This window comes from Salmonella enterica subsp. arizonae (genome assembly GCF_008692845.1).
Classification (GTDB): domain Bacteria; phylum Pseudomonadota; class Gammaproteobacteria; order Enterobacterales; family Enterobacteriaceae; genus Salmonella; species Salmonella arizonae.
Map to the genome: position 1 here is coordinate 1 of NZ_VXJW01000010.1, position 23,824 is coordinate 23,824.

Consider the following 23,824-nt stretch of genomic DNA (forward strand, 5'->3'; position numbering starts at 1 on the left):
ACGCGGGTGCCGGTTTCAGCCTGTTTCAGTGCAAACGCAATCTGTTCTTCGGTATAACGGGTCTTTTTCATGGCAATGCGCCTCTCTGTGAGGTGAAAGAAAGACCGGCTACTTCAGTTTAGACTGGCACTGTTTACAGGGGGAAGGTCAGCGAGGCTTTTCCATGGTGAATATACCTCCCAGTAAAGTGGAAAAGAGAGCAGATATTCCAGTTTAGATTGTCACTGTTTACAGAGAAGAGAGCAATTGGACCTGTATTTACTATAGCCTCACAGTTTTAATAAAAGTAAGGAATGAATCATACTAAAGTGTTTCATAAAACATCGCTTCGTTAGCGATTAATACTATGGTTTTTATCGAGTAAAAAACTATTAATCAATTTGCCTATTTTTATAAACGGTAGTTCAATTAACCTATAAACAATATAAGCTAAAAACAGTGACAATATTAATATATATGCTACATGTGAAATGCCGTGCGGTTTACCAAAAATAGAAAATTCAGCATTATACTTGTAAAACATATCAATTATGATCGCATGCGTTAAGTATAATGAGTATGAAATATCACCTAAAAAATGAAGAATTTTACTTTTAGGGATTGTTGCAAAAGTTTCATAAAGAAGCCCTGATAAAAGTAATATTGCACACCATAACCCCCATAATAGTGGTCCATGTCCGTACACTTGTGTAGAAAAAATCTCGAGGATTGCTAGCGCAAAGATGAATAGTGAAAATGCTTTAATCCATGATATTAACCTTTCCGTCACATTTATATTCTTAATTATACTATGTATTTTATAAATACATATTCCATAGACAAAATCTATAAAAAGTGGAGATGCTAAAAATGTTAATGGTGCGTGCCAAAAACTCCCATCCTTAAATGAATTATTATTATAAGCATTGAATGTTACGCTACCAACTTGCCATTTTTGAATTCCGCAAACCAGTAAAATTATTATAACACTTGACATTAACCATCTATATCTGTGAGATAGAGTAAATGATGCAAGAAAAATAATATAAAAAGCAATTTCATAAGTTAACGTCCATGCTGGACTAAGAAGATTATAACCAAAAAAAGGAGATCCAGCAGAATAATTAGCATTCAATGGAACAGCAGACCTTATTAAAACATTGATTTTTGATGCATCATCAACAAATAAAAAAAATACTAATAAAGATACTATTAATAGAGGGTAAATTCTAAATATACGACGTATGACATATTTCACTTGCATGCGATATTCTTTTTTTTCTGTAGAATAGCAGATAATATAGCCACTAATAACAAAAAATAAATCAACACCAAAGGCACCATAACCAAACATTATGTCGCCCAAATCAGATTGGGCATAGACATTATTTAATGTTGTTCTCAAATGATAGAAAACGACCATTAAAGCAGCAATTCCACGAAGGTAATGAATGCTCGAAATTTTGACTCTTGCCACTATTCCCTCTTTTTATTTACATACAGTTTTATATTAAAAAACTTTACAGCACGCCTTTTTAAATTTATATTTTGTCCCTTAGTGGTATATGCCCTATTTAATACATATAAAAGCAGCCCCCTTCAATGTTAACCTTAGTTCGTATTCAGCAAATATTTTTCCTGGAAGGCTTTTCATTTAATATAATTTCGCTGAACGGTAAGTACTTTATAAAACATTAAAACATGTGTTCTATTAGACACCAAATGCATGTTTCTCTTACCTAAAATTAAATTACCTTATTTATTTTCATTTTTTTCAAAAAATGATATGGGAAACTCTTTTTATCAATACATTTATAAATATGCATGCCAAATAGACATGCTTAGCCTGAATCAGCTTAACCAGCAGTGCTACGGCATGATAACTGTCATAATAATTCACCACCAGGGAAAGATTACGAAACCCGCCCCCCTGCAAGGACAGTAGCCAGATTTTTGTCATCCATCGCAGCTTTTCTCATCTTACCCCTCAGCCCTGCTTTGAATGCGTTCCCCTACCGAAGAATTTTCACCGCAATATGTCTTATCCCTGAAAATAATTCCGCCATATTCCCTCTTCTTATTCGGCAATCATCTTCGTTCATGGCTACATCTAAAGACTTTTGCAAACGATTTTCTATCCGCCAATGCTCCCTTACTTATGAGGCAAACTTCTTTGCTGTAAATCTGTTGGGATTATATAATAGCGTATTTGCATTGTATGCTCTTTCATCTGAGCCGCTGTTTCCTCTCGAAAAGACACGGCAACACATTATTTCTTTAACCATATCCACTCAAAGGTAAAGTCAATAAGTTCATCTGGTACATTACTGACAACATATAAGTGTTTTTCCTTTCGTCCTTTACCTTATTCTGCCGTTGAACAACTATCATATTTAGCGTCATTGAGTTCTTTTAGCGGAAATTTAACTCCAAACGCACACTATAACCTATTCTTATTGCCTTTAACAGCGAATAAATAACATCCCTCTTGAAAAAACAAGCTTTTCATCAATATCTTTTTGATAACCCATTGCATCAGAGGTGATAACTTTACCATTAATATCTAATAAGTTAATTAACTCAGGCATAGCGATATTTCATTGTTTTATTTACCAGTCCTCAATTGTCCTAAAACAATACTATTCTTCGCAGAAAAGGCGCTGATTATATGAATAGATCTTCGTCTACAGTGTTTATCATAAAACCTCAAAGTTTTTCGTCAATTTCAATCACACAACTATATTTTGAACCATAGCAAGCACACACCCCGTTACTAAAAAATCATGGAAACTATCAGGGCTTATGCAGGAAATTGCACGAGCGATCGTATCATGAACAGGAATACCATGTTCGAAGTCGCCATGTTGTTTTAAAAAATCAATATGAGTTTCACCAAGAACCTGAATATCCTCCCAACCTTCGGCACCAGAAATAACGGAACAAATAGCCAGTGGAAGAATATCTGATAATTTATGTTCAATTTTCCATGCTTGTTTATAGTCAGAAATAATTGATATATGAACCATTAATTTTTCTATATACATCTTTCATCTCCTTATTTTTTAGGAGATAATTGATCATAACTGATAGCAAAATGATAGTTTTTAAGTCAACAAACTGTGTATTTTCAAACAAAACGTGCCATTTTATCTGTATAAGAAACGATCACTACGTGATTTTTTCCTAAGATCACTACTGCAGAGAGAGTTGGAACCGGAATATGATTCTATCAGAATAAGCAACAATATCCCGTACCGCCTACTGAATTCGTCAACAATCTTCGTTAGTATAGGCGCAACAGCGCGAAGGCACCTTTCTGACTACCAGATATAATGTACACCCCTTTCAAAGCTCCCTTCTCACTAATATATATGAGGTTAAAACCTTCTGCAGAAAGCTAACTGTTACGCCGGATAGTGTCTTAGAAAAAGATATTGCCAGCGTCAATATTAATTTTGCCTTTTTTCAGTTACGGTTTCAGCGAATCGGTGACTGTATCAGTACCTGCGCCCACTTCACCGCTAACAGGATACGGTAAGGCGCTTCAAGAAATTCAACGAGCTCTTTCATCATGTAATAAAGTACCAGTTTTCTACTATCTGTAAATTGCATACTTCTGTTAGAAGTATTCTTAAGAGGAAAAGCTCATATTTATGTAAATAAAATTTCAACCAGCAATAATGACAACTATTAGTTATAAAATTAGTTAGTTTCATAACTATCAAGGTGTTTAATTTGCCAATTCCACGCGTCTTTAATCATATCATCAATTTTTCGCTTAGCCACCCAACCAAGTTCAACACGAGCTTTAGTAGGATCAGACCAACACTCTGCAATATCACCGGCTCGCCGTTCTGTGAACACATACGGAACGGAAATAGATGTCATTCGCTCAAACGTTTTTAAGAGTTCAAGAACTGAATAACCTCTTCCAGTTCCCAAGTTATATATCTTAAGATTAGGCCCATCATTAATGTATTTTAAAGCGGCTACATGTCCTTCAGCTAAATCCATTACATGGATAAAATCACGAACTCCAGTTCCATCATCAGTAGGATAATCACTACCAAAAATTGATACGTGAGTATATTTTCCGATTGCAACCTGACAAATATAAGGCATAAGATTACAGGGTGTCCCATTTGGGTCCTCACCGATAATACCAGATGGATGTGCACCAACGGGATTAAAATATCTAAGAATCGTTATCCTAAAATCAGGATACGCGATAGCAATATCATTTAATATTTTTTCAAGGAACAACTTTGAAGTACCATAAGGATTTGTTGTTCCTCCAGTTTTACAATTTTCAGTTAACGGGATTTTTTGGGGTTCACCATATACTGTTGCAGAGGAGCTAAATATTAAATTTTTTACCTGTGCAATTTTCATTTCTTCTAAAAGACAAAGAGTACCTGATATATTATTCTCATAATAATCCAATGGAAGCAAAACCGAATCAGCGACAGATTTCAAACCTGCGAAATGCATTACATTATCGATTGAATTTTCTGAGAATATTTTTTTTAACAAATTTTTATCTGAAATATTTCCTTCATAAAAAGTAGGCTCCAAACCAGTAATTTTCTTTATACCATTAAGGGAATTACGTGAGGAGTTTGACAAGTTATCAATGATTACTACTTTGTTCCCTTTTTCAAGCAATGTTAGAGCAGTATGTGATCCAATATAACCAGTACCACCTGTAATAAGTATGGACATAATAACTTAGTTCCTATTATATATTTTTCTTAATCATAACCATATAAAATCTGGATTAATTTATTAGCTGCTGCATTATCATCAAATTTCTCCTCAGCCATGACTCTGCTTTCCTTCCCCATTGTAATTACTTTCTCTGGGTTCAGTATGAAAAAGCTCATTGCCTCAACTAGGGCTTTAACATCCCATGGTGGGATCAGAAACCCATTAACACTATTCTGTACGGTCTCACGGCACCCAGGAACATCTGTTGTAATGACAGGGCGCCCGACTGCCATAGCTTCTTGAGTACTACGAGGAACACCCTCGCGATATGATGGCAAAACAAAAACACTTATATTATTTAAATATTCATTTATATCAACCAATTGTCCCGAAAAATGTATAAAACTTTCCTTTTTCCAAGCATTAACCTGTTCAAGAGAAATCCCACCAAGATTATCATCAACCGACCCTGCGATGCTAAATTCAGTATTTGGATACTTCGCTTTGAGAATCCTCGCAGCTTCAACAAACTCTCTAACTCCTTTTTCTACCAGAAGGCGAGAAACCATACCAAAATGCATTGGCTTAACTTTTGGCAGTGAATAGTGAAATTTTTTTAGATCTACACCAATACCACCTATAATATCGTATTTTTTAATAGGTATATTATTTTTAATAATAAGATCTTTATAATCATCGCTATTTAAAAAAAGAACTTTGCTAGAAAGCGGTAAACAAATTCTATATAAAAAAGTCTGTATTTTTTTTAATATAATTTTCTTTATGCCTTCATTGTTTAGATGTTCGGTATAACAAAAACCTAAGCCTTCCAAAAGAGGATAAATTTTCTTAACCCTAGCTAATCTTGCAGCTAATGTTCCGAATATAACAGGTTTTGGGAAAAAGCATAAGACTATGTCAGGTTTAATTTTTTTAATTTTCTTAGATAATCTATAGGTATTAATAATATCAGAAAATGGATTGAGCCCTGTTCTTGAAAAATTATAAGAATCAGCATAAGCGCCATAGCTATATATTTTCTTGAAATTAGCCGGATCTTTATCTATTGTTAGTGTATAAACCTGAGCATTATTTTCTTTTAATTTACGAATTAATTTTTCTCTAAATAAGATGACCGTACTCGAAAGATTACCTATTAATACTACTCTCATTGGTAATAATATCCCATATTTATGCTTATACTATTCATCAATGCTGTCTTTCAAGAAAACACCATGAATGTCAGTAAGTAATCGCTTATAGTTTTCAAAAATTATATTAGAACAACTTAATTGTAAATAAGACTATAAATTAAACTTATGAAATCATTATAACTCTTTTAGTTACAGTAGTAGCATTATGTGATGAATTACAGATTTTCAAAAATATTTATAAACTATATTAAATATCTTTAAAAAGTATCTTTTAAAGTAATTTACTTAATAATTGTCTATTCTTTTTTAGAACGGATGTAGACTTTCATTATATGAAAAAAGATGGCTACTAATCCTAGAAATGAAGGATTTAAAAGAAACTCACGTAAAGAATAGCCAGCTGCTTCAGCATATCCCAGTCTTCTACGTTGTGTCGAAGCATCATGAATACGGTATTCTAAAAGACACTCCTCCATATTATCCCATTTCACACCGTATCGTCTTAAACGTAACCATAAATCATAATCTTCCGAATTAAAACCTGAATTATATCCCCTGACAGCAAGGAGAATATTTTTTTTTATTAGTATTGTATTATGTGAAAAAGTATTTCTATATAAAAGTTCTTTATTTATCCTATTAATATTTTTAGGGTAACGTCTAATTCCAATATCTTCTCCTTTACTATTTATAAGTTTTATATCTGTACCGACCATATCTAGATTATGCTTAATTATATAATTTATTTGTTTAACTAAACGATCACGTAAACTAATATCGTCAGCATCCATACGTGCAATATATTGACCTTTAGCATATGAAATCCCTAAGTTTAGGGAAAAAGATAATTGACTAATTGGAGTTTCAATAACTTTTAATCGCTTATCCTTTACTCTATTTAATAAAAATGAAGAAATGTCGCTAGATTTTTCGCCGTTTGCGATAAAAATCAACTCTATATTTTGATACGTTTGCTCCAATATAGAGTTAACCGCAAGGTACAAGAATTCATCTATCTTATTAGATGCCATAACAATACTTATTAGAATATTTGTATTCACTTAATCAATGCCTTAATTCTATTTATTACTCTTTCACTTAAAGTATAGTGCCAACTTTGTTGCCAGTGATGAATAGCATAAGTATTAGCGGTAATATCACTGAAAAATAACTGTTTTATTTCATTACGCATATTATCAAAAGGATTATATGGATAAAAAAAATCAATATCATAAATCTTTTCATCTATATCTAAACTATCATTTTTCTTAAGAGTATCTGTTATGATTTTAGGTATCGACTCAAAATTTTTACCAGTCCTTGATTTTAACTCATCGAGAATCAATGTTACTATTCGACCTTCTTTTTCACTCCCCATAACAGCGGCATTGATATATTGTTCTGATTCTCTACCAATGAAAAATTTGTTAGCTAAAAGTGGAGATAGCTCTTTAATTAACTCTATATCAGTATCAAGGTATACGCCTCCCACAGTTTTTAACGCATAAAATCGTACATAATCTGCAGCAAAGGCGTAACGTTTATCGTTTATTGCCTGACTAACATATGGAACAGAAATTGGCGAATTATTTTCATTCCACTCAATTACTTCCCAATCTGGCAATATTTTTTGCCATGTGCTCATACATTTTTTTACGAGAGCAGGTTTAGGTTTTTGCCCAAACCAACAATAATGGATAATTTTAGGGATCATCTTGAAAGCAGCCTATTACAATATATCGAATATAAATACAATGAAAATAACTGAGCAACTATAATACCGAGCATTATAATATAGATATTTGCATCAATATACCCAAAGATAAAAAACAGCATGTATGAAATAAAATTCATGCCATCCGTGAATGTAATATTTGAAAACGCTCGGGACATATAAACAAAACGAGCGAACGGTTGTTCAACAGATTGTATTAAATATAATGTTCCAGAACTTATAAAACTTAACAAAGCCCAGTTCATATCTATTTTTATTTTAGCAATAAAGATTATTGAAAAGACAATGGCAAAAGTCATGCATAAAAACAAACAGTAGTCAGCTGCAGACAATAAGGATACTTTCTTTATATTCTCTATTCGAACTTTTTTTAGGCCTACTTTTTTTATCTCGCCAATCCAACAATTAATCTTATATTGTGAAAATAACTGAAAAATAGCCGTGGAAATTTTATTTGCATATGAATATATTGTTAACCCACCACTTGGAACTAATGTATTTAACATATAAGACGTTAATAGATCTTTAATAATAAATCCACTATTAGCAATCCTAGTCTTCCAGGTTGGCATAATACAAACATATATTGGTTTTACTGAAAAGCTAAAATTTAAATATTTTCTCAGAAAGATAACCTCAGCCAATAAAATCCAAAACCAACTAAAAGCCAATAGTAAGAAAAATTCACTAGCTGAGAAATGAACAACCTTACAGTGAAACATTACCATCAATAAGATACTAAAACTGTATCCGCATGCATCAAAAATATAAAAGGCCTTCAATCTACCAATATAAACAAATACGTTCTTATAAAATTGGTGAAGCTGGTATATTAGCGAATACAGACAACCAGATAAAAATATATTATGAAAGCTATCTATTGCTATAAAAAAGAAAGGTATCAAATTTATTATAAAGCAGTAGATAAAACCATTAGAAATTATATAAGTCGTAAATTTTTCAGATTTACTTGATGTTAGGCGAGGCAATAACCCATACCATGAAACCTGTAAAATGGTTCCTATTGTTGATAAAATTGTAATTGTAAGTAATATAAAGTCTGATTTTTCATCTATTCCATATAAAAAACCTATTGAAAAGAAAAATATTGTTGATGCGCCAAGTGTAATACTTGGTAAGAAAATTTTTTTTATTTTTGAAATAATTTTAATAAACATGTTATAGGTGATATTAAGATGGATAGAAGCCCGATAAAACTATTATTGTTTTTCATGATAGTTAATATTATATAATATATTATTAGCGTCGATGCTTTGCATTTAATTAGAACGTTATCACTATTAATCAGAAGTACATAATAATAATAAGCTGAACCAAATGGATTCTGCTTGAGTAAGGTTCTATATCGAGAACTCAAACCATCGTCCGTATATTTTACTATTAACAATGGCTCATTTATAAAAAGTTTTTTCCCTTTTAAATTGAGCCATAAAGCATCTTCAGTAATAAATTTTTCTTTAGGGAAATTGTTAATTATATTAGTTTTCAGCACAGATGCCTTATAAAAATCAATCCGATCTCCTAAGCGATGTTGACGATAAAACCAATCATAATGACTCATAATAGTCATATTAGCATCAGAAATAAAACATACCGGGCTCATCTGCTCATCAACTTTAACTCCGGATATTCCTATTAAATCTTTATTTAGGCTAAACAGACCTTGATCTATATAATGTTTTACGCAAGATAAAGCATTATCACATAAATAATCATCACTGTCAATAATGACTATATACTCACCACTAGCATTTTGAATGCCTTTATTAACAGCAGAATTTTTCCCTTGGTTCTCTTGATAAAAATATTTAATATCATATAAGTTTTTACTATATTCTATATATTTTTTAACTCGTTCTTTCGTATTATCTATAGAGCCATCATCAATAACTATCCACTCAAAGCCAATTACATCCTGTCGATTCAAACTATTAAATAACAGTTCTAACTCTTGTGATCTATTATAGGTAGGTGTAATTATCGAAAAAATAACACTCATAGGAAATCCCCATTAAAAATATAGTCAAATCCAGAATCGAACTGATATATAAAACTATTTATGCGGACGAAGCAATATACTGCAACAACAATAAATATCAAATATCGACCTCTTAAATCAAAATGCATTAACATGCGAGTTAGTAATAGAACATAGAACAATCGATAATACTCAAGAAAACGAGCCAAAGTAGGTACTGTATAAGATAATAATAATATACAACAGGATGATATAATTATAACTTCATAAAGTTTGGATTCTTTATCATTCCTAAATCCTTTAACTCTTTTCATTATTATAAAAGACAACATAGCTATGAGAAGCTCAATAATATTAGCCATACTTGGTAAAGCATGTTCTCCAATATACAACTCTATGTTTTTATTTTTTATGGTAATGTCGTTTATAGCAACTAAACCTTTTGAAAGAAAAGGTGATAGTATAAATAAGATAAAAATAAAAATAAAAATATTTTTCCTCCCTAATTTGCTTAAAACATAAATTAAAGTTGCAGCAAAAAATGCTGTCTCATGGAACAACCCGGCAGCAACACAAAATAAAAAAGCTGTTTTAATTCTATTATTCGCATACAAACTGAGTGCAATTACAAAAAATCCCACGGCAATTGATTGTCTAATAAGAATAAAATCTAGCCATAAAAAACTGGTTGAATAAAATAATAGCAAGACAATACATGGACTTTTTGTTTCAAAATAAATAAAAAATGACTGCAGAGAAAGACATAACAGTGAAGATATAAAAATAAAAAACTCATAATCGCCAAAATGCTTAACAAGCACGTTAAGATAGAAATAACCGCTACCGTAATTATATAGTGCTATTGGTATTGAACTAAAGTACTGTTCATAAACAAAAAAATCATCACCACCATTTCCACGAAATCCCGTTAATATAAGCAAAACTACTAACGGCAATAAAAATAAAAAAAAGGTTCTTTTGTCATTTAAATCCAATAAAGCGCATAGCAGCAATAAAAAGAAAACTGCATTATAAATAAGCATAATAATTAATATGTAAAAGAGATGATATAACCATAACCATATTTTATGGTTGTATATTTATACACTGTTTAAAATGCACTATCTACAATTAGAAAAGCCATTAAACTCATGCTATTTAAATTCCCACAAGAATATATAAAAAATGTTAAGCATCAATGCGTTACACACGCTACCGCCCCTGGCTCATCAGCTACCAGTGCACTGCGTACATATCGACTTGTTACAAACCTCGCCCAGCAGGGCAAAGCTCACTAAAACTTAAACGCTAATTGTCTTATCAATTGCCTTTGGAAACAAGGATTAATCTTATAAAACCAGCATTAAAATGTTGCAGGTAACCCCTTGTTACTAAAGCCCTTTATCCAAAACTAAAACGGCAGTCAACACCCTTTCAGCAACCATGCTGTTTAGAATGTTTACCGCCGTTATTATTTTTATTACCAACCATTCATCACGGTTGTTAATACTTATTCATGCAATAACTGCTCTATGCTCTTACGGAACTTCGCCCCTTCTTTCAGGTTGCGCAACCCATATTTCACAAATGCCTGCATATAGCCCATCTTTTTGCCGCAATCGTAGCTTGTGCCCGTCATCAGCATCGCGTCAACCGACTGTTTTTTCGCCAGTTCAGCAATAGCATCCGTGAGCTGGATACGCCCCCAGGCACCCGGTTCGGTTCTTTCCAGCTCCGCCCAAATATCGGCTGAAAGCACATAACGGCCTACTGCCATCAAATCAGAGTCCAGCGTCTGCGGCTGGTCCGGTTTTTCGATAAATTCCACAATCCGGCTGACTTTGCCTTCATTATCCAGAGGTTCTTTAGTCTGGATAACAGAATACTCCGATAAATCACCTTTCATGCGCTTCGCCAGCACCTGGCTGCGGCCCGTTTCATTAAAACGCGCCACCATCGCCGCAAGGTTATAGCGTAACGGATCGGCGGTAGCATCATCAATAATAATATCCGGAAGTACCACAATGAAAGGGTTATCGCCCACGACCGGACGCGCGCACAGAATAGAGTGCCCCAGCCCTAACGGCTGCGCCTGGCGAACGTTCATGATAGTCACGCCCGGCGGGCAGATAGATTGCACTTCCGCCAGTAGCTGGCGCTTAACGCGCTGCTCAAGAAGTGATTCAAGTTCATAAGAGGTGTCGAAGTGGTTCTCAACGGCGTTTTTAGACGCGTGAGTCACCAGCACGATTTCTTTGATCCCTGCAGCCACAATCTCATCGACAATGTACTGAATCATCGGTTTGTCGACGATCGGTAGCATCTCTTTTGGGATTGCCTTGGTGGCAGGCAACATGTGCATACCCAAACCCGCTACCGGTATAACTGCTTTCAAATTCATCATTGTTTCATCCACCTGTAAAATGGTTGCTGAATTATAGCTCTTTAACTTGTTTTCGCCAGCATGAATTACTCTGCTGCCAGGATAATGATGGCACGCCCTACGTTACGTCTTAGTCGGCACCATAACATTAAGTATGAACAACTTTTTCCCAGGAATTTTCGTAAAAATAGCGGCATTTACCCTCCCCGCTTCGGCAGCGGAAAATTCACCGCTTCAACATTTACGGTCTGGTGATTAATCCTGTCGATGTCCACCGAACTCTGCCCGTTTTCATTGATGGCATGAACATTGGCGAGGGAAAGCAGCGTATCCTGACGGGCCATAAATTGCCCACGGATATCTTTACGTAAATCGAAGTGCATTTTGAGCGCCGGGCCAGTCGCTGAGGTTTGCATCACGTGGATATTACGCAGAAACAGATGCTGCGGTTGATTATGCAGTTCCAGCGTAGCACGCGTCATCCGTACGTTGGTGATGGCGACAAAAGAGGGGGCGTTACCTGAGGAAATTTGAATGCCGCGCAATTTATAAGCAAGCTGGCTGTTATCCAACCGAATCGCATTTAATTTAAAGTTTTGTGGAATTGACAGGTATTTTCCTTTAACGACGCCATAGCCGATAAGTATCCCCGCGCTATTCGTCATATCAATATTATCAATGATGAAATTATCACAGCCATAAATTGCGATCGTAGCGTTATCAATTCCTGCTTTTTTACTGAAATCGGGCGTGATGTTTTTGGCTTTTATGTTGCGAATGACGAAATGTTTGCCATTTTCTACGTGCACCAGTTGTCGGCAATCGGATCCGGTAATATTGGCCACCACAAAGTTTTTTACCGCCTGGTCTTCAGGATAGCTGTTGTCATAGGTGCTGCCCGCCAGCCCGATGCCGATCCCCCAGTTGATTTTGCCATTGGTGCAGTCAATACGTTCAATGAGGTGATCGGAAATCAGGATGTTGCGGTCGTTAATTGCGACATTCCACTCAATGGCGTCGCCCTGTAGATCGCTAAAACGGCTATGCGTAATCTGCGCGCCATCCATTTGGTTATGAAATCCCTGGCGAAGAATGGCGTAGTTAGCATGGGTGACAGTGATATTATCGATAAGCAGATTGCGCATCACCTGCGGTTCTTTACCGCCAATGAATATTTGCGCGACGGGGCCAAAGCCGCTCATGGTCACGCCTTTAATCACACAGTCCGATCCGCGAACATCCAGCGTCACATTGTGCAGGCTGCCGCCCTGCTCTCCTACCACCTGACACCCGTCCTGCAAAATAAACCGCCCCCGGCCATTGCCGCGTACCGCGCCCTGTACACGCAATGTTTTTCCCGCTGGAATCGTTATCGCCGCATTGATATTTTCACACACCCATCCTGGCGACACTACCACGGTCTGACCGTCGGCGAATGCCTGTCTGAAAGAGGCGATACCGTCATCCGCCGGATAATCTTTAATATCGACCGTCTGGCGAGGTTCACGCGCCTGCGCAGGCAAAGCACGCAGAAAAGGAAGAGCGGCAAGCGCGGAGCCTGCCGTCAGGAGAGTACGTCGGGAGAATTTATTCGCAGACATACAACCTCGTTTACATCGTTTGCAGCAGGCTGGCTAACTGGCGATTAATCACCTGCTGATTAAAATCTTGCGCCACTTTTTCACGGGCGCAGGTGATCACCGTTTCCAGCGTATCGTGGTCAATCCGGCTGAACTCAGCGAGCCGGGTCGCCAGCGCCTGCGCATCGTTTTCCGGCACCAGCCAGCCGGATTTGCCGGTCTCCACCAGTTCCGGAATACCGCTATGCACGGTAGATACTACGGGAATCCCCACCGCCATCGCCTCCATCAGCGCCACCGGAATACCTTCCATATCGCCATCCGTACCGGTAATCGACGGCAGCAAAAAAACGTCGGCGTCATCCAGCATCGCCTTCACTTCATGGCTCGGTTTAAAACCCGGCATCTCAATGACATCCTCTAACTGATACTGCTCGATGAGCGTGCGCAGCCGACGTTCCCACGGGCCAATGCCCAGAATACGGTAGCGAAACGCTACGCCCTGCGCTTTCAGTTGTCGACAGGCTTCAATCGCCACATGCAGGCCTTTTTTCTCGGTCAGGCGCGCGACGGAGACAATCTCCAGCGGCACTCCGGGCGCTCTCACCGGACGATGGGTAAAACGCGTCATGTCGACGCCCATGCGCGAAACGGCAATCTTCTCCGGCGGGCAACCCATATTTTTCAGGCGACCGGCCCACAGATCGCTGACAGGCAGCATCAGATCGCCCCAACGAAACAACTGCTGATACTCTGGCGTGTAATGGCTGAGCACCTCACGGCTGGAGATATCAATACCGTGGAAAATAGTCGCGATTTTGCCGCGAAGTACGCCCAGTTCGCGTAGTTTGGCCGCCGTCACGCCCGCTGGGCCAAAGTGAGCGATGAACACATCCGCCACAAAAGGCTGGTTCACCTGCGCGCAAATAGACGAGAGGATCAGGTTGCGGGACTCATCGCCATAGCGGAGAAAATTAAGCGCTTTCCAGGTCGCTGCTCGATGCAGCCCTGGCAGCGTTTTACATGCCCGATAGCGCAGTTTCGCCAGCCGCCCCTGAGGGTCATCCTGTAACCAGCTGGTTTTTGCCGCCAAATGATACTTTTCCCAGGCAGCGTGAGTGTTTTGCATATCGCCTTTTTGCAGGGCGACGATTTCCACATCAAACCCCATATCAATAAACGCAGTGATCTGGTTGAGAACGAAGGTCTCCGAGGAAAGCGGAAATTTCAGTAAAAAGAAGCCGACTTTCATTGCGCCTCCCCGATACGGGTCAATACCGACTCCACCATCCGCATCCCCTGCTCGCGCTCGCGGCGTACCGCCGCTACCAGACGTTCATTGACCTGCGGCAACTGTCCCAGCGTATCAGCGACCATGACGTTGAGGCTACCGTTCAGCAGATGGCGGATATCTATCGCCATCTCCGGCATCCCCAACTGTTGCATGATGCCAGCGGACTTGTGTTCATAGTTGATAGCGATTGCCGGGGTGGCGAAATTCATCGAGATAATCGCCGAGTGCAGACGGGTGCCAACGGTCAGTACGCACGCGCCGAGGATTTTGCCCATTTCAAGATCGTTAAGCTCGTCCATCACCACGTGATAACGTGACAGATCGCTGATGTGCTGGCGTAAACTCAGCGCCACCATCCGGTCATCTTTGTTGTAACTATCGATACCGGTACAGGTCGAGAGCGCGATCACCTGGTACCCTTCTTCAATGATCCGGTTAACCACCCCGGCGAAAGCTTTCTCATAGGCTTCCTGAGTGGTGTTAAGACGCTTATCAAAGGGTGCCAGTTCACGCAGCGTAATCGCGACGGTTTTTTGTTTCGCCGCTATCGTCAACCAGTGCTGCACCGCATAGCCCGGCTCAAAATCCCCCGCATGATGGTCTACCAGCCATGCAGTGTCCACACCCTTCTCCACCTTCGCCGTGGTGATGTTGCTGCGTTTCATTAGATCCAGACTCACCGACTCACGCAGGATCAACGCATCGCAATGGCCAAACACGTAGTTAGCCAGTTGATTAAACTGCGCCTCCTGAAACGGCCCGACGCTGTGGCCGATCATATACAGTGGCTTTTTCGCCATAAAGGTACACAGCGCGTGCTCAAACTGCGGCGCGCCGTAGAGATCGACAAAGAATGAACCGCCAACCTGAATAATGGCGTCATAGCCGGAGAGCAGCCGGACAAAGTCGGTGAACCCCTGTGCAATGGCGATATTACGCAGTTTTCCAGTGTCGGTTACGCGGGAAAGCAGCACCTGATGCTGGTAGCGACGACGAAACACTTTTTTTACCCGCCCCATGACGCCAGCGGCGCTGTTATGCTGTTTCATCTGCAAAAAAAGCGGATCGCCCATCACCGGACGATTCAAAAGCCATGACGAACTCACCGGATAGCGGCTCATCACGTCCACCTGCGCCTCTGTCTGGAAGTGGTTAATCGCATCCAGCAGACCGCGTAAAATCGCGCTATCGCCACGATTGCCGCAGGTGTGATTGCCCAGTATTAATAATTTCATAAAGACCTCAAATCGTAGTCCGGAGAAGACATAAGCCGCCATCCGGCAAAAAATGGGGGGACTCAGCCTGCCCGTAACAGGGTTTTCATTTTTTCGCTGCGACAAAATTGACGTTTCATCTCCACCACCAGCGGATGGCGGGAAACAATTATCATCACTATTAACGCCAGTGCCCCGACTGCAATTTGCGTTACCAGCACGACGCCGATCGAAAAGTGCCCACGCAATACAATGCCCAGTCCATAGCTCACCGCCAGCGTCGGCAATGTGAGATAAAACGGCAGCCACAAACTAAGAATGTACTGACGATAGCTGGAACCCAGCACCGGCTTGATCATCACGAAGTAGCTCAGAATGGTGTTGATGATTTGCACCATCAGGAACCCCAGCGTCACGCCAATCGCCCCCGCCAGATGACCGCCAATGAGAATCGCCGGGATAAAAAGAAACGTTTTAAAGACGTTGAACTTAAAGCTGATATCCACGCGCGCTTTCGCCATCAGCAGCGAACCAATCGGGTTGCCGACCGAGCGCAACAGCCCCACCACGCACAGCAATTGCAGGATCGGGATAATGCTGTTCCATTTCTCGCCAAACACTAGCGGCACAAAATTGTTCGCCACTACCATCAGGCCCAGCAGCGCGGGAAAATTGATAATTCCCACCACGGAAAGTAACTTGTAGAAGTTAACACGCAGCTTTTCGGTATCATCCTGAATTTTGGCGAATGCCGGGAACAGCACGCGAGTAATAATTGGATTAAGTTTCATCGGCGGCACAACCGCCACGTTGTACGCGAGGTTATATCCCCCGGCGACGCTTGCGCCGAGAATTCGCGCCAGTACCAGCGTCGATAAATTCGTGTTGATGTAATTAACGATACTGTCCGCCGTCAGCCACGCGCCAAAACGCAGGTTCGTAGACACCGATGCCAGCGAAAAATGCAGTCCCGGGCGGTAAATCTTGCGGCCAACGTAGCCAAACAGCAGCGTTCGCACCGCGCTGTTCACCAGATAGCCGAGAATAGCGGTTAACGCCAGCGGCCAGTAATGGGCGCTAATCACCGTAAAGGTAAACCCCGCCAGCACGGAGGTCGTTTCGATCATGCCGATCTTATTGAACTCCAGCTCTTTTTGCATCAGCGCGCGGAACTGCTGCCCGTGGGGAATCACGATAAACGCCAGCGACAACGTTTTAATTAGCGGCGCAAGATCCGGATTGTGCAATACGCCAGCGATGAAATCGCTCAGCAGATACATCGCCACACACACCACAATCCCAAGCCCAACGTTTAGCCAGTAGAGCGTGGTCAACTCCAGATACCCAATCGTTTTACGCTGGATAATCGAGTTGGCGATGCCAAAGTCCGAGATCGTGTCGGCCAGCGCGATAATCACCAGCGAGACGGTCAACAGGCCAAACTGGTGGTTATCGATAATGCGCGCCAGCACCGTCATCTGAATCAACCCCAGACTGATGATGATAATCGTAGCGATAGCCGACCATTTCGCGCCGCTGATCGTTTTTTGTCGTAAACTCATTCTCTTCTCCAGAACCTGTTCACAAGGCGTCATTGGCGCAGCCAGATTGAACACGGACAGCGCGGAAAAACCGGAGCGTACACGCAGTACGTGAGGATTTTGAGCACTGCCCTGGTTCAATATGGCAAGTAAAATAGCCTTGTGGGTCAGGTTCTTAATACGCCGCTTTATTCACAAACCCTTTGAAAATCGTCAGGAAAACGATTTTGATATCGAACCAGATACTCCACTCGCGGATGTATTCCAGGTCGAATTCCACGCGTTTTTCCATTTTCTCCAGCGTATCGGTCTCACCGCGCCAGCCATTAATTTGCGCCCAGCCGGTGATGCCCGGCTTCATCTTGTGGCGTAGCATGTAACCTTCAATCAACTGACGATACTGTTCGTTATGCGCCACCGCGTGAGGACGTGGACCAACGATGGACATTCCGCCGGTTAGCACGTTGATAAACTGCGGCAATTCATCCAGCGAGGTGCGGCGTAGAAAATTACCTACCTTTGTCACGCGGGGATCGTTTTGCGTCGCCTGGGTAACGACATTGTCGTTCTCCATGACTCTCATTGAGCGGAATTTCCAGACCTTGATCGGCATGCCGTCCATGCCGTAGCGTGTCTGGCGGAAAATCACCGGACCGGGCGAGCTTAGTTTGACCGCCAGCGCAATGCAGCACAGTACCGGCGAGATGAGTAGCAGTATCAGCGACGCTAGCACGATATCCTCTACCCGTTTTAGCAGACGATTTATCCCTGACAACGGCGTGTCATACAGCGGAACGACCGGAACGCCGCTCATCTCCTCCACGCGCGAGTGGAGAATAGTAAAGGTGAACACATCGGGAATAAGGATCACCGAGCAGGTGGTGTCGGCCAGCTCGCGCACCAGTTTTTTCACCATGGCGCCGTCGCTCATTGACATGGCGATATAAACATTGTGAATTAGCGAAGCTTTCGCATCGTCAATTAACTGCTCGAAGTTCCCGACCCAATCAGCAGAGACGCCGCCCGGTTTGGGATCGTGATAGACGCCCACCACCTCAAAACCCAGCCACGGCTCGTGACGGAAGCTATCCAGCAACGCCTGACCCGCAGGCAAATCTCCGGCGACCGCAACCCGGCGAATGTTATAACCACGATTGCGCAGCCAGCCCGCGCCAAAACGAATAAATGAACGGCATAACACTAAGCCCAGGCTGGACAACGCATACCAGGCCAGCCAGGTGGCAAGGCGGTTGTCGAAGTCGTTATTAAACGCCACCAGGCCGGCGCTGAAGATCAGGCTCAGCGTCCAGTTTTGCAACAGCAGCGTTAACTCTGTCGATATTTTGACGCCGCGCCAGGAGCGATAAAAATCAGTCATCCCGCCCAGCATTTGAAAAACAACCAGCGTGATCAGCGCCACCAACAGGTGCATGTACAGGAATGGCAGTCCACTGACTTCACAGATGAACCACAGCCCGCCAAACATGATGGTGATATCTGAAAAGCGTTGCACCATAGAGATTAACGATGCATTGGTTTTGGCTCGTTCGCGCTTTTTTAGATTTGTCATCGTTGTTCCTGTGATTGGCCCCTTACCCGCAGGCGGTAAGGGGTGATCCGACGTTACTGATTCAGTAACGCCAGCAGAGTACGTGTTCGCGCTTCCATCAGGGGAATATCGCCGCGTGATTCCACATTCAGGCGCACCACCGGTTCGGTGTTCGATGAGCGCAGATTGAAGCGCCAGTCCGGGAATGACATGCTGAGGCCGTCAGTGCGGTCCACCGCCAGCGCCTCATCCGCAAAATGCCGCTCCACCCGCGCGATGGCCTCCTCAGGCTCCGCCAGCCTGCTGTTGATTTCCCCGCTCGCCGGGAACGCCGCCATCCGGTCCGCCACCAGTTCGCCCAGCGACTGCCCCTTCAGACATACCAGCTCCGCCACCAGCAGCCACGGGAGCATCCCGCTGTCGCAGTAAGCGAAATCGCGGAAATAGTGATGCGCGCTCATCTCTCCGCCGTAGATGGCGTCTTCATGGCGCATCCGCTCCTTGATAAAAGCGTGCCCGGTTTTCGACATCACCGGCGTCCCGCCTGCCGCCGTCACGACATCTTCGGTGTTCCAGGTCAGCCGCGGGTCGTGGATAATCTTCGCCCCCGGATGTTTTTCCAGAAACGCTTCCGCCAGCAGGCCGACAATGTAGTACCCCTCGATAAACTGCCCTTTCTCATCAAACAGGAAGCAGCGGTCGAAGTCGCCGTCAAAGGCGATGCCTATGTCCGCCCCGTGTTCGATAACGGCCTTGCGGGTGTCGTCGCGACACTCCGGCAGCAACGGATTGGGAATGCCGTTCGGGAAGGTGCCGTCCGGGGTGTTGTGAATTTTGATGAACTCCACCGGCGCGCCCAGCGCCTTCAGCCGCGCTTCGATGGCGTCGATGACCGGCCCCGCCGCGCCGTTGCCGGCATTAAATACCAGCTTCAGCGGCGTAAGATTTTTGAGGTCGATATACCCCGTCAGATGGTCGATGTAGGCGTCGCGCAGGGTGATTTTTCTGTAACTGCCGCGCGCGGCGTCGTTGACCGGCGGGAAGTCGTTAGCTTCCGCCAGGCGCTGAACGTCGCGCAGACCGGTGTCGCCGCTTATCGGGCGGGCGCCCTCGCGCACCAGCTTCATACCGTTGTAGTCCATCGGGTTATGACTAGCGGTCACTTCAATACCGCCGTCCACGCCGAGGTGGAAGGTGGCGAAGTAAATCTCTTCGGTGCCGGACATACCGATATCCAGCACGTCGACGCCCGCATCCTGTAACCCTTTCGCCAGCGCCAGCTTCAGCGCCTCGCTGGTCAGGCGCACGTCGCCGCCCAGCACGATGGTTTTCGGCTTCAGAAATTCGCCGCAGGCGCGGCCAATCCGCCACGCAATCTCTTCGTTCAGCTCTTCGCCCAGCCTGCCGCGAATATCGTAGGCTTTGAAACAGGTTAATTTTGTCATGTTCTTACCCTTCTTCAGGCAACAGTTAGCCCTGACCGTAAATGGCCAACATCGTTATTGTTGTTCGTTGCCGGATGGCGCGTTGCGCTTACCGGGCACAAGTTAAGGCGTCAGACTCGCCCGTAACGGTCCGCGAACCGCACCACATCGTCCTCTTCGAGGTACGAGCCGGAACGCACTTCAATTAAATCGAGCGGTATTTTTCCCGGATTTTCCAGGCAGTGCGTTGCGCCCAGCGGAATATAGATGGACTCGTTTTCACCGAGCAGCTTAACCTCGCCGTTGATGGTGACTCTGGCGGTGCCTGCCACCACCACCCAGTGCTCGGCGCGGTGATGGTGCATCTGCACCGAAAGCCCTTCACCCGGCTTGACGGTAATACGCTTCACCTGGTAGCGCTCGCCCGCGTCGATGGAGTCGTATTTGCCCCACGGACGGTAAACCTCACGGTGCATGTGGTGCTCATGACGCCCGTCGGCCTTGATTTTCTCCACCACCTTTTTTACGTCCTGCACTGCGTGGCGATCGGCAATCAGCACCGCGTCTTTGGTCTGCACCACCACCAGATCCTTCACGCCGATGGTGGTCACGAGGCCGGATTCGGCGTAAACGTAGCTGTTTTCGGTTTTATGGCTGATGACGTCGCCGTGGTGGACGTTCCCCTCCGGGGTATGGGCGCTGATCTCCCACAGCGACGACCAGGAGCCGACATCGCTCCAGCCCGCGTCCATCGGCATCATCACCGCGTCCGCCGTCCGCTCCATCACCGCATAGTCAATAGACTCTTCCGGACAGGCGAGGAAGGCCTCTTCATCCACGCGAATGAAGTCAAGATCCGGATCGACGCCGCGCATCGCCTGTTCACAGGCGGCCAGAATATCGGGGCGGAACTTTTTCAGCTCTTCCAGATAGCGTCCGGCGCGGAACAGAAACATGCCGCTGTTCCAGTAGTAATCGCCGCTGGCGACGTAGGCCTGGGCGGTTTCCAGCCCCGGCTTCTCAACGAACTGCGCCACCTCAAAAGCCACCGCATCCGTCGCGCCCGGCACGACATCACCGCGCCGGATATAGCCATAGCCGGTTTCCGGCAGATCCGGCACGATACCGAAGGTCACCAGTTTGCCCGCGTCGGCATAGGGCATGGCGCCGCGCACCGCGTCGCGGAAGGCCTCTTCATTGGCGATCGCATGATCCGCCGCCAGTACCAGCATCAGCGGATCGCAGTCCGTATGCTGGCGCGTCGCCGCCAGCGCCGCCAACGCAATCGCCGGCGCGGTATTGCGCCCGGCGGGCTCAAGAATAATGTTCTCCGTCAGCTTATTGAGCTGGCGGAGCTGTTCGGCAACGATAAAACGGTGCTGTTCGTTGCAGATAACCACCGGGCTTTCGCACTCCACGCCGTTCAGACGGCAAATGGTGGTTTGCAGCATGGTGAGATCGCCTTTCAGGCACAGAAACTGTTTTGGGTAAAGCACACGGGAAAGCGGCCACAACCGGCTACCGGAGCCGCCGGCCATCACCACCGGATATAATTTTGTCTGACGCATTATCATCCCCGAATATCTGCAATAAATTGGCTTAGCACGTTCTCTTTATTGAGCATGCGTTCGGCGTATTCACGTGCCGCCGTGTTGTTTTTCGGCATGGCGAGCGCCTGGCTAATCCCGGCCACCAGCGCGTCGGCCGACTCCGGTTCCACGCAAACGGCGATGTCCGGATAGCGCGCGCAAAGTTGTCCTAATTCGGTGTGCGGCTCAGCGGTAATCACCGCGTTGCCGCCAACCGCCAGAATGTTAGTCAGCTTAGAGGGCAGTACCGCGTCCGCCGCGCCGCGCTTTTGCACTACCAGATGGCAGTCGCCCATTTTCAGCAGCGCGGGTAAGGCGTCGTAAGGCTGAAGCGGGAGGAATTTAATATTTGGCAGGTCGCGTTCGCGGGCCATGTTCTCCAGCCGCGTCTTGCCGCCCCCCTGGCCGACAATTGCGAAAATCAGCGGTCGATCGCGTAATCGTTCCGCGGCGTCAATCACCTTTTCCAGTCCTTGCTTTTCACCGATATTGCCGGAATAGAGCACGATATTTTTATCCCCGGGCAAGCCGAGTCGCTGGCGCAAAGCCGTCACGTCAGCGTCGTTAACATCCTGAAAACGCGTTACTTCCGACCAGTTTGGAAAAAAGAGGATTTTTTCCGCCGCGACGCCCTTTTCCCGCGCTTTATTCATCATGGAGCGAGAGATGGTCGAGACGTTATCAACGTTATGCAGCGCGCTGCGTTCAAAGGCCGATGCTAACCGCGCTACGCTGCCGCGCTTGCCTTTTCCCGCCATCCCTAAACCGAGCATGGCGTCCACCTCGTAATCCTGAATATGCAGTACGGTACGCGCGCCGGAGAGTTTCGCCAGCAGGCGCATTCCCGGCGTACAAAAGAGCGTCGGCACAATGCCGATAATCCGATCCGGCTTCCAGCGACGCTGCGCCATCAACGGGAAAAAGCTGCTCAATGCAAAGCTTCCCAGATGAAGCAGCCGTTTTAAGGTAGAGGGTTGTTTCGGCACATACAGCGGGCAGCGCCAGACGGTGGCTTCGCCCTCTTCCCGGCGATAGCGCCAGGCGGAATAGCGCTCGCCGACCTTCCACTGCGGGTAGTATGGCGGCGCGGTGATAACCCGCACTTCATGGCCTTCACGCGTCATCCACGCCACCATTTCGCCGGTGTATTTGCCGATACCGGTCAGTTCCGGCGAATAGTTAATGCCATAGACCAGAATCTTCATAAGCCCACCGCCGGCGCGTCAGGAAAGAAGTAGGCCCGACTGTTATCGTGAACATTGTCGCTTGCCAGAAGCTGTTCCGGCGTCAGCCAGCGGTAACTGCCATGCTGGACGTCAGGCAGATGTAAAGCACTCTCCGCCACACGCAGGCGAAAGCCGAGCACGATGTAGTGAGTTGAAAAGTCCGCGCCGGAAAAATTGTCGTCATAGAAGTGCTGCCACACGCCATAAAACGTCCCTGCCGCCAGCGGCAGACGCACGCCCAGTTCCGCCTGCGTCAGCCGTTCAAAGGCGGCCTCCAGCGTTTCGTCTTTGCACACCCGTCCCCCCGGTACAAACCAGTAGCCCTGCGCCGGACGGTTGAGACGCCGGCCCAGCAGGATTTCCCCCTGGCCGTTTTCCACGATGAAATCGAGGGAGATGAGGGGCGTGGTTCGTACCACGGCGGCGAAATCTTCCTGACGTAAAAACATT

Annotated in this window: 18 protein-coding genes and 1 pseudogene; all 19 read right to left on the reverse strand. The window is 44.3% G+C overall.

Annotation, left to right across the window (positions count from 1 at the left end; genetic code table 11):
- Window positions 1-331: 331 nt before the first annotated feature.
- Window positions 332-1,456, reverse strand: a complete 1,125-nt coding sequence (locus tag F4V61_RS17045) for an acyltransferase family protein (RefSeq protein ID WP_141029343.1) — start codon at window positions 1,454-1,456, stop codon at window positions 332-334.
- A gap of 436 nt (window positions 1,457-1,892) precedes the next feature.
- Window positions 1,893-3,023 (reverse strand): annotated as a pseudogene (locus tag F4V61_RS17050) (ISAs1 family transposase).
- A 658-nt stretch (window positions 3,024-3,681) separates the two neighbouring features.
- Complete coding sequence (galE, locus tag F4V61_RS17055) at window positions 3,682-4,701, reverse strand: UDP-glucose 4-epimerase GalE (RefSeq protein WP_080161252.1); 1,020 nt, start codon at window positions 4,699-4,701, stop codon at window positions 3,682-3,684.
- Window positions 4,702-4,730: 29 nt separating this feature from the next.
- Window positions 4,731-5,858, reverse strand: coding sequence for a glycosyltransferase family 4 protein (locus F4V61_RS17060; RefSeq protein WP_080161251.1), 1,128 nt, complete (start codon window positions 5,856-5,858; stop codon window positions 4,731-4,733).
- Between the two features lie 278 nt (window positions 5,859-6,136).
- Window positions 6,137-6,901, reverse strand: coding sequence for a glycosyltransferase (locus tag F4V61_RS17065; RefSeq protein ID WP_171776261.1), 765 nt, complete (start codon window positions 6,899-6,901; stop codon window positions 6,137-6,139).
- Window positions 6,898-7,554 (reverse strand): glycosyltransferase family 32 protein, encoded by a 657-nt coding sequence (locus F4V61_RS17070; protein WP_080161250.1) that lies wholly within the window; start codon window positions 7,552-7,554, stop codon window positions 6,898-6,900. The genes F4V61_RS17065 and F4V61_RS17070 overlap by 4 nt, the downstream gene beginning before the upstream one ends.
- Window positions 7,551-8,753, reverse strand: a complete 1,203-nt coding sequence (locus F4V61_RS17075) for a hypothetical protein (protein ID WP_080161249.1) — start codon at window positions 8,751-8,753, stop codon at window positions 7,551-7,553. The genes F4V61_RS17070 and F4V61_RS17075 overlap by 4 nt, the downstream gene beginning before the upstream one ends.
- Window positions 8,726-9,595 (reverse strand): glycosyltransferase family 2 protein, encoded by an 870-nt coding sequence (locus F4V61_RS17080; RefSeq protein ID WP_080161248.1) that lies wholly within the window; start codon window positions 9,593-9,595, stop codon window positions 8,726-8,728. The genes F4V61_RS17075 and F4V61_RS17080 overlap by 28 nt, the downstream gene beginning before the upstream one ends.
- Complete coding sequence (locus F4V61_RS17085; protein ID WP_080161247.1) at window positions 9,592-10,617, reverse strand: EpsG family protein; 1,026 nt, start codon at window positions 10,615-10,617, stop codon at window positions 9,592-9,594. The genes F4V61_RS17080 and F4V61_RS17085 overlap by 4 nt, the downstream gene beginning before the upstream one ends.
- A gap of 467 nt (window positions 10,618-11,084) precedes the next feature.
- Window positions 11,085-11,978: a GalU regulator GalF gene (galF, locus tag F4V61_RS17090; protein WP_023183910.1), complete on the reverse strand. Its 894-nt coding sequence runs from the start codon at window positions 11,976-11,978 to the stop codon at window positions 11,085-11,087.
- A 176-nt stretch (window positions 11,979-12,154) separates the two neighbouring features.
- Window positions 12,155-13,558, reverse strand: coding sequence for a colanic acid biosynthesis protein WcaM (wcaM, locus tag F4V61_RS17095; RefSeq protein WP_080161246.1), 1,404 nt, complete (start codon window positions 13,556-13,558; stop codon window positions 12,155-12,157).
- Window positions 13,559-13,568: 10 nt separating this feature from the next.
- On the reverse strand, window positions 13,569-14,789 hold the full coding sequence (gene wcaL / locus F4V61_RS17100) for a colanic acid biosynthesis glycosyltransferase WcaL (protein ID WP_080161245.1): 1,221 nt from the start codon (window positions 14,787-14,789) through the stop codon (window positions 13,569-13,571).
- The gene (gene wcaK, locus F4V61_RS17105; RefSeq protein ID WP_038397742.1) at window positions 14,786-16,066 is read right to left on the reverse strand and encodes a colanic acid biosynthesis pyruvyl transferase WcaK; all 1,281 of its coding nucleotides are present in this window, start codon (window positions 16,064-16,066) and stop codon (window positions 14,786-14,788) included. The genes wcaL and wcaK overlap by 4 nt, the downstream gene beginning before the upstream one ends.
- Window positions 16,067-16,128: 62 nt before the next feature.
- Window positions 16,129-17,607: a colanic acid undecaprenyl disphosphate flippase WzxC gene (gene wzxC / locus F4V61_RS17110; protein WP_080161244.1), complete on the reverse strand. Its 1,479-nt coding sequence runs from the start codon at window positions 17,605-17,607 to the stop codon at window positions 16,129-16,131.
- Between the two features lie 154 nt (window positions 17,608-17,761).
- Window positions 17,762-19,156: an undecaprenyl-phosphate glucose phosphotransferase gene (wcaJ, locus tag F4V61_RS17115; RefSeq protein ID WP_058345114.1), complete on the reverse strand. Its 1,395-nt coding sequence runs from the start codon at window positions 19,154-19,156 to the stop codon at window positions 17,762-17,764.
- 53 nt (window positions 19,157-19,209) lie between these two features.
- Window positions 19,210-20,580 (reverse strand): colanic acid biosynthesis phosphomannomutase CpsG, encoded by a 1,371-nt coding sequence (gene cpsG, locus F4V61_RS17120; protein WP_080161243.1) that lies wholly within the window; start codon window positions 20,578-20,580, stop codon window positions 19,210-19,212.
- Window positions 20,581-20,690: 110 nt separating this feature from the next.
- Window positions 20,691-22,133, reverse strand: a complete 1,443-nt coding sequence (cpsB, locus tag F4V61_RS17125) for a mannose-1-phosphate guanyltransferase (protein ID WP_080161242.1) — start codon at window positions 22,131-22,133, stop codon at window positions 20,691-20,693.
- Window positions 22,130-23,353, reverse strand: coding sequence for a colanic acid biosynthesis fucosyltransferase WcaI (gene wcaI, locus F4V61_RS17130; protein WP_080161241.1), 1,224 nt, complete (start codon window positions 23,351-23,353; stop codon window positions 22,130-22,132). The genes cpsB and wcaI overlap by 4 nt, the downstream gene beginning before the upstream one ends.
- Entirely contained in the window at window positions 23,350-23,823 is a 474-nt protein-coding gene (locus F4V61_RS17135; protein ID WP_080161240.1) for a GDP-mannose mannosyl hydrolase, read from the reverse strand. The genes wcaI and F4V61_RS17135 overlap by 4 nt, the downstream gene beginning before the upstream one ends.
- Window position 23,824 lies beyond the last annotated feature (1 nt).

What these genes read in the sequence shown, in the direction of transcription:
- galE (WP_080161252.1), bottom strand. Translation starts at nt 4,701, where the DNA reads ATGTCCATACTTATTACAGGTGGTACTGGTTATATTGGATCACATACT.
- F4V61_RS17060 (WP_080161251.1), bottom strand. Translation starts at nt 5,858, where the DNA reads ATGAGAGTAGTATTAATAGGTAATCTTTCGAGTACGGTCATCTTATTT.
- F4V61_RS17070 (WP_080161250.1), bottom strand. Translation starts at nt 7,554, where the DNA reads ATGATCCCTAAAATTATCCATTATTGTTGGTTTGGGCAAAAACCTAAA.
- F4V61_RS17075 (WP_080161249.1), bottom strand. Translation starts at nt 8,753, where the DNA reads ATGTTTATTAAAATTATTTCAAAAATAAAAAAAATTTTCTTACCAAGT.
- F4V61_RS17080 (WP_080161248.1), bottom strand. Translation starts at nt 9,595, where the DNA reads ATGAGTGTTATTTTTTCGATAATTACACCTACCTATAATAGATCACAA.
- F4V61_RS17085 (WP_080161247.1), bottom strand. Translation starts at nt 10,617, where the DNA reads ATGCTTATTTATAATGCAGTTTTCTTTTTATTGCTGCTATGCGCTTTA.
- galF (WP_023183910.1), bottom strand. Translation starts at nt 11,978, where the DNA reads ATGATGAATTTGAAAGCAGTTATACCGGTAGCGGGTTTGGGTATGCAC.
- wcaM (WP_080161246.1), bottom strand. Translation starts at nt 13,558, where the DNA reads ATGTCTGCGAATAAATTCTCCCGACGTACTCTCCTGACGGCAGGCTCC.
- wcaL (WP_080161245.1), bottom strand. Translation starts at nt 14,789, where the DNA reads ATGAAAGTCGGCTTCTTTTTACTGAAATTTCCGCTTTCCTCGGAGACC.
- wcaK (WP_038397742.1), bottom strand. Translation starts at nt 16,066, where the DNA reads ATGAAATTATTAATACTGGGCAATCACACCTGCGGCAATCGTGGCGAT.
- wzxC (WP_080161244.1), bottom strand. Translation starts at nt 17,607, where the DNA reads ATGAGTTTACGACAAAAAACGATCAGCGGCGCGAAATGGTCGGCTATC.
- wcaJ (WP_058345114.1), bottom strand. Translation starts at nt 19,156, where the DNA reads ATGACAAATCTAAAAAAGCGCGAACGAGCCAAAACCAATGCATCGTTA.
- cpsG (WP_080161243.1), bottom strand. Translation starts at nt 20,580, where the DNA reads ATGACAAAATTAACCTGTTTCAAAGCCTACGATATTCGCGGCAGGCTG.
- cpsB (WP_080161242.1), bottom strand. Translation starts at nt 22,133, where the DNA reads ATGATAATGCGTCAGACAAAATTATATCCGGTGGTGATGGCCGGCGGC.
- wcaI (WP_080161241.1), bottom strand. Translation starts at nt 23,353, where the DNA reads ATGAAGATTCTGGTCTATGGCATTAACTATTCGCCGGAACTGACCGGT.
- F4V61_RS17135 (WP_080161240.1), bottom strand. Translation starts at nt 23,823, where the DNA reads ATGTTTTTACGTCAGGAAGATTTCGCCGCCGTGGTACGAACCACGCCC.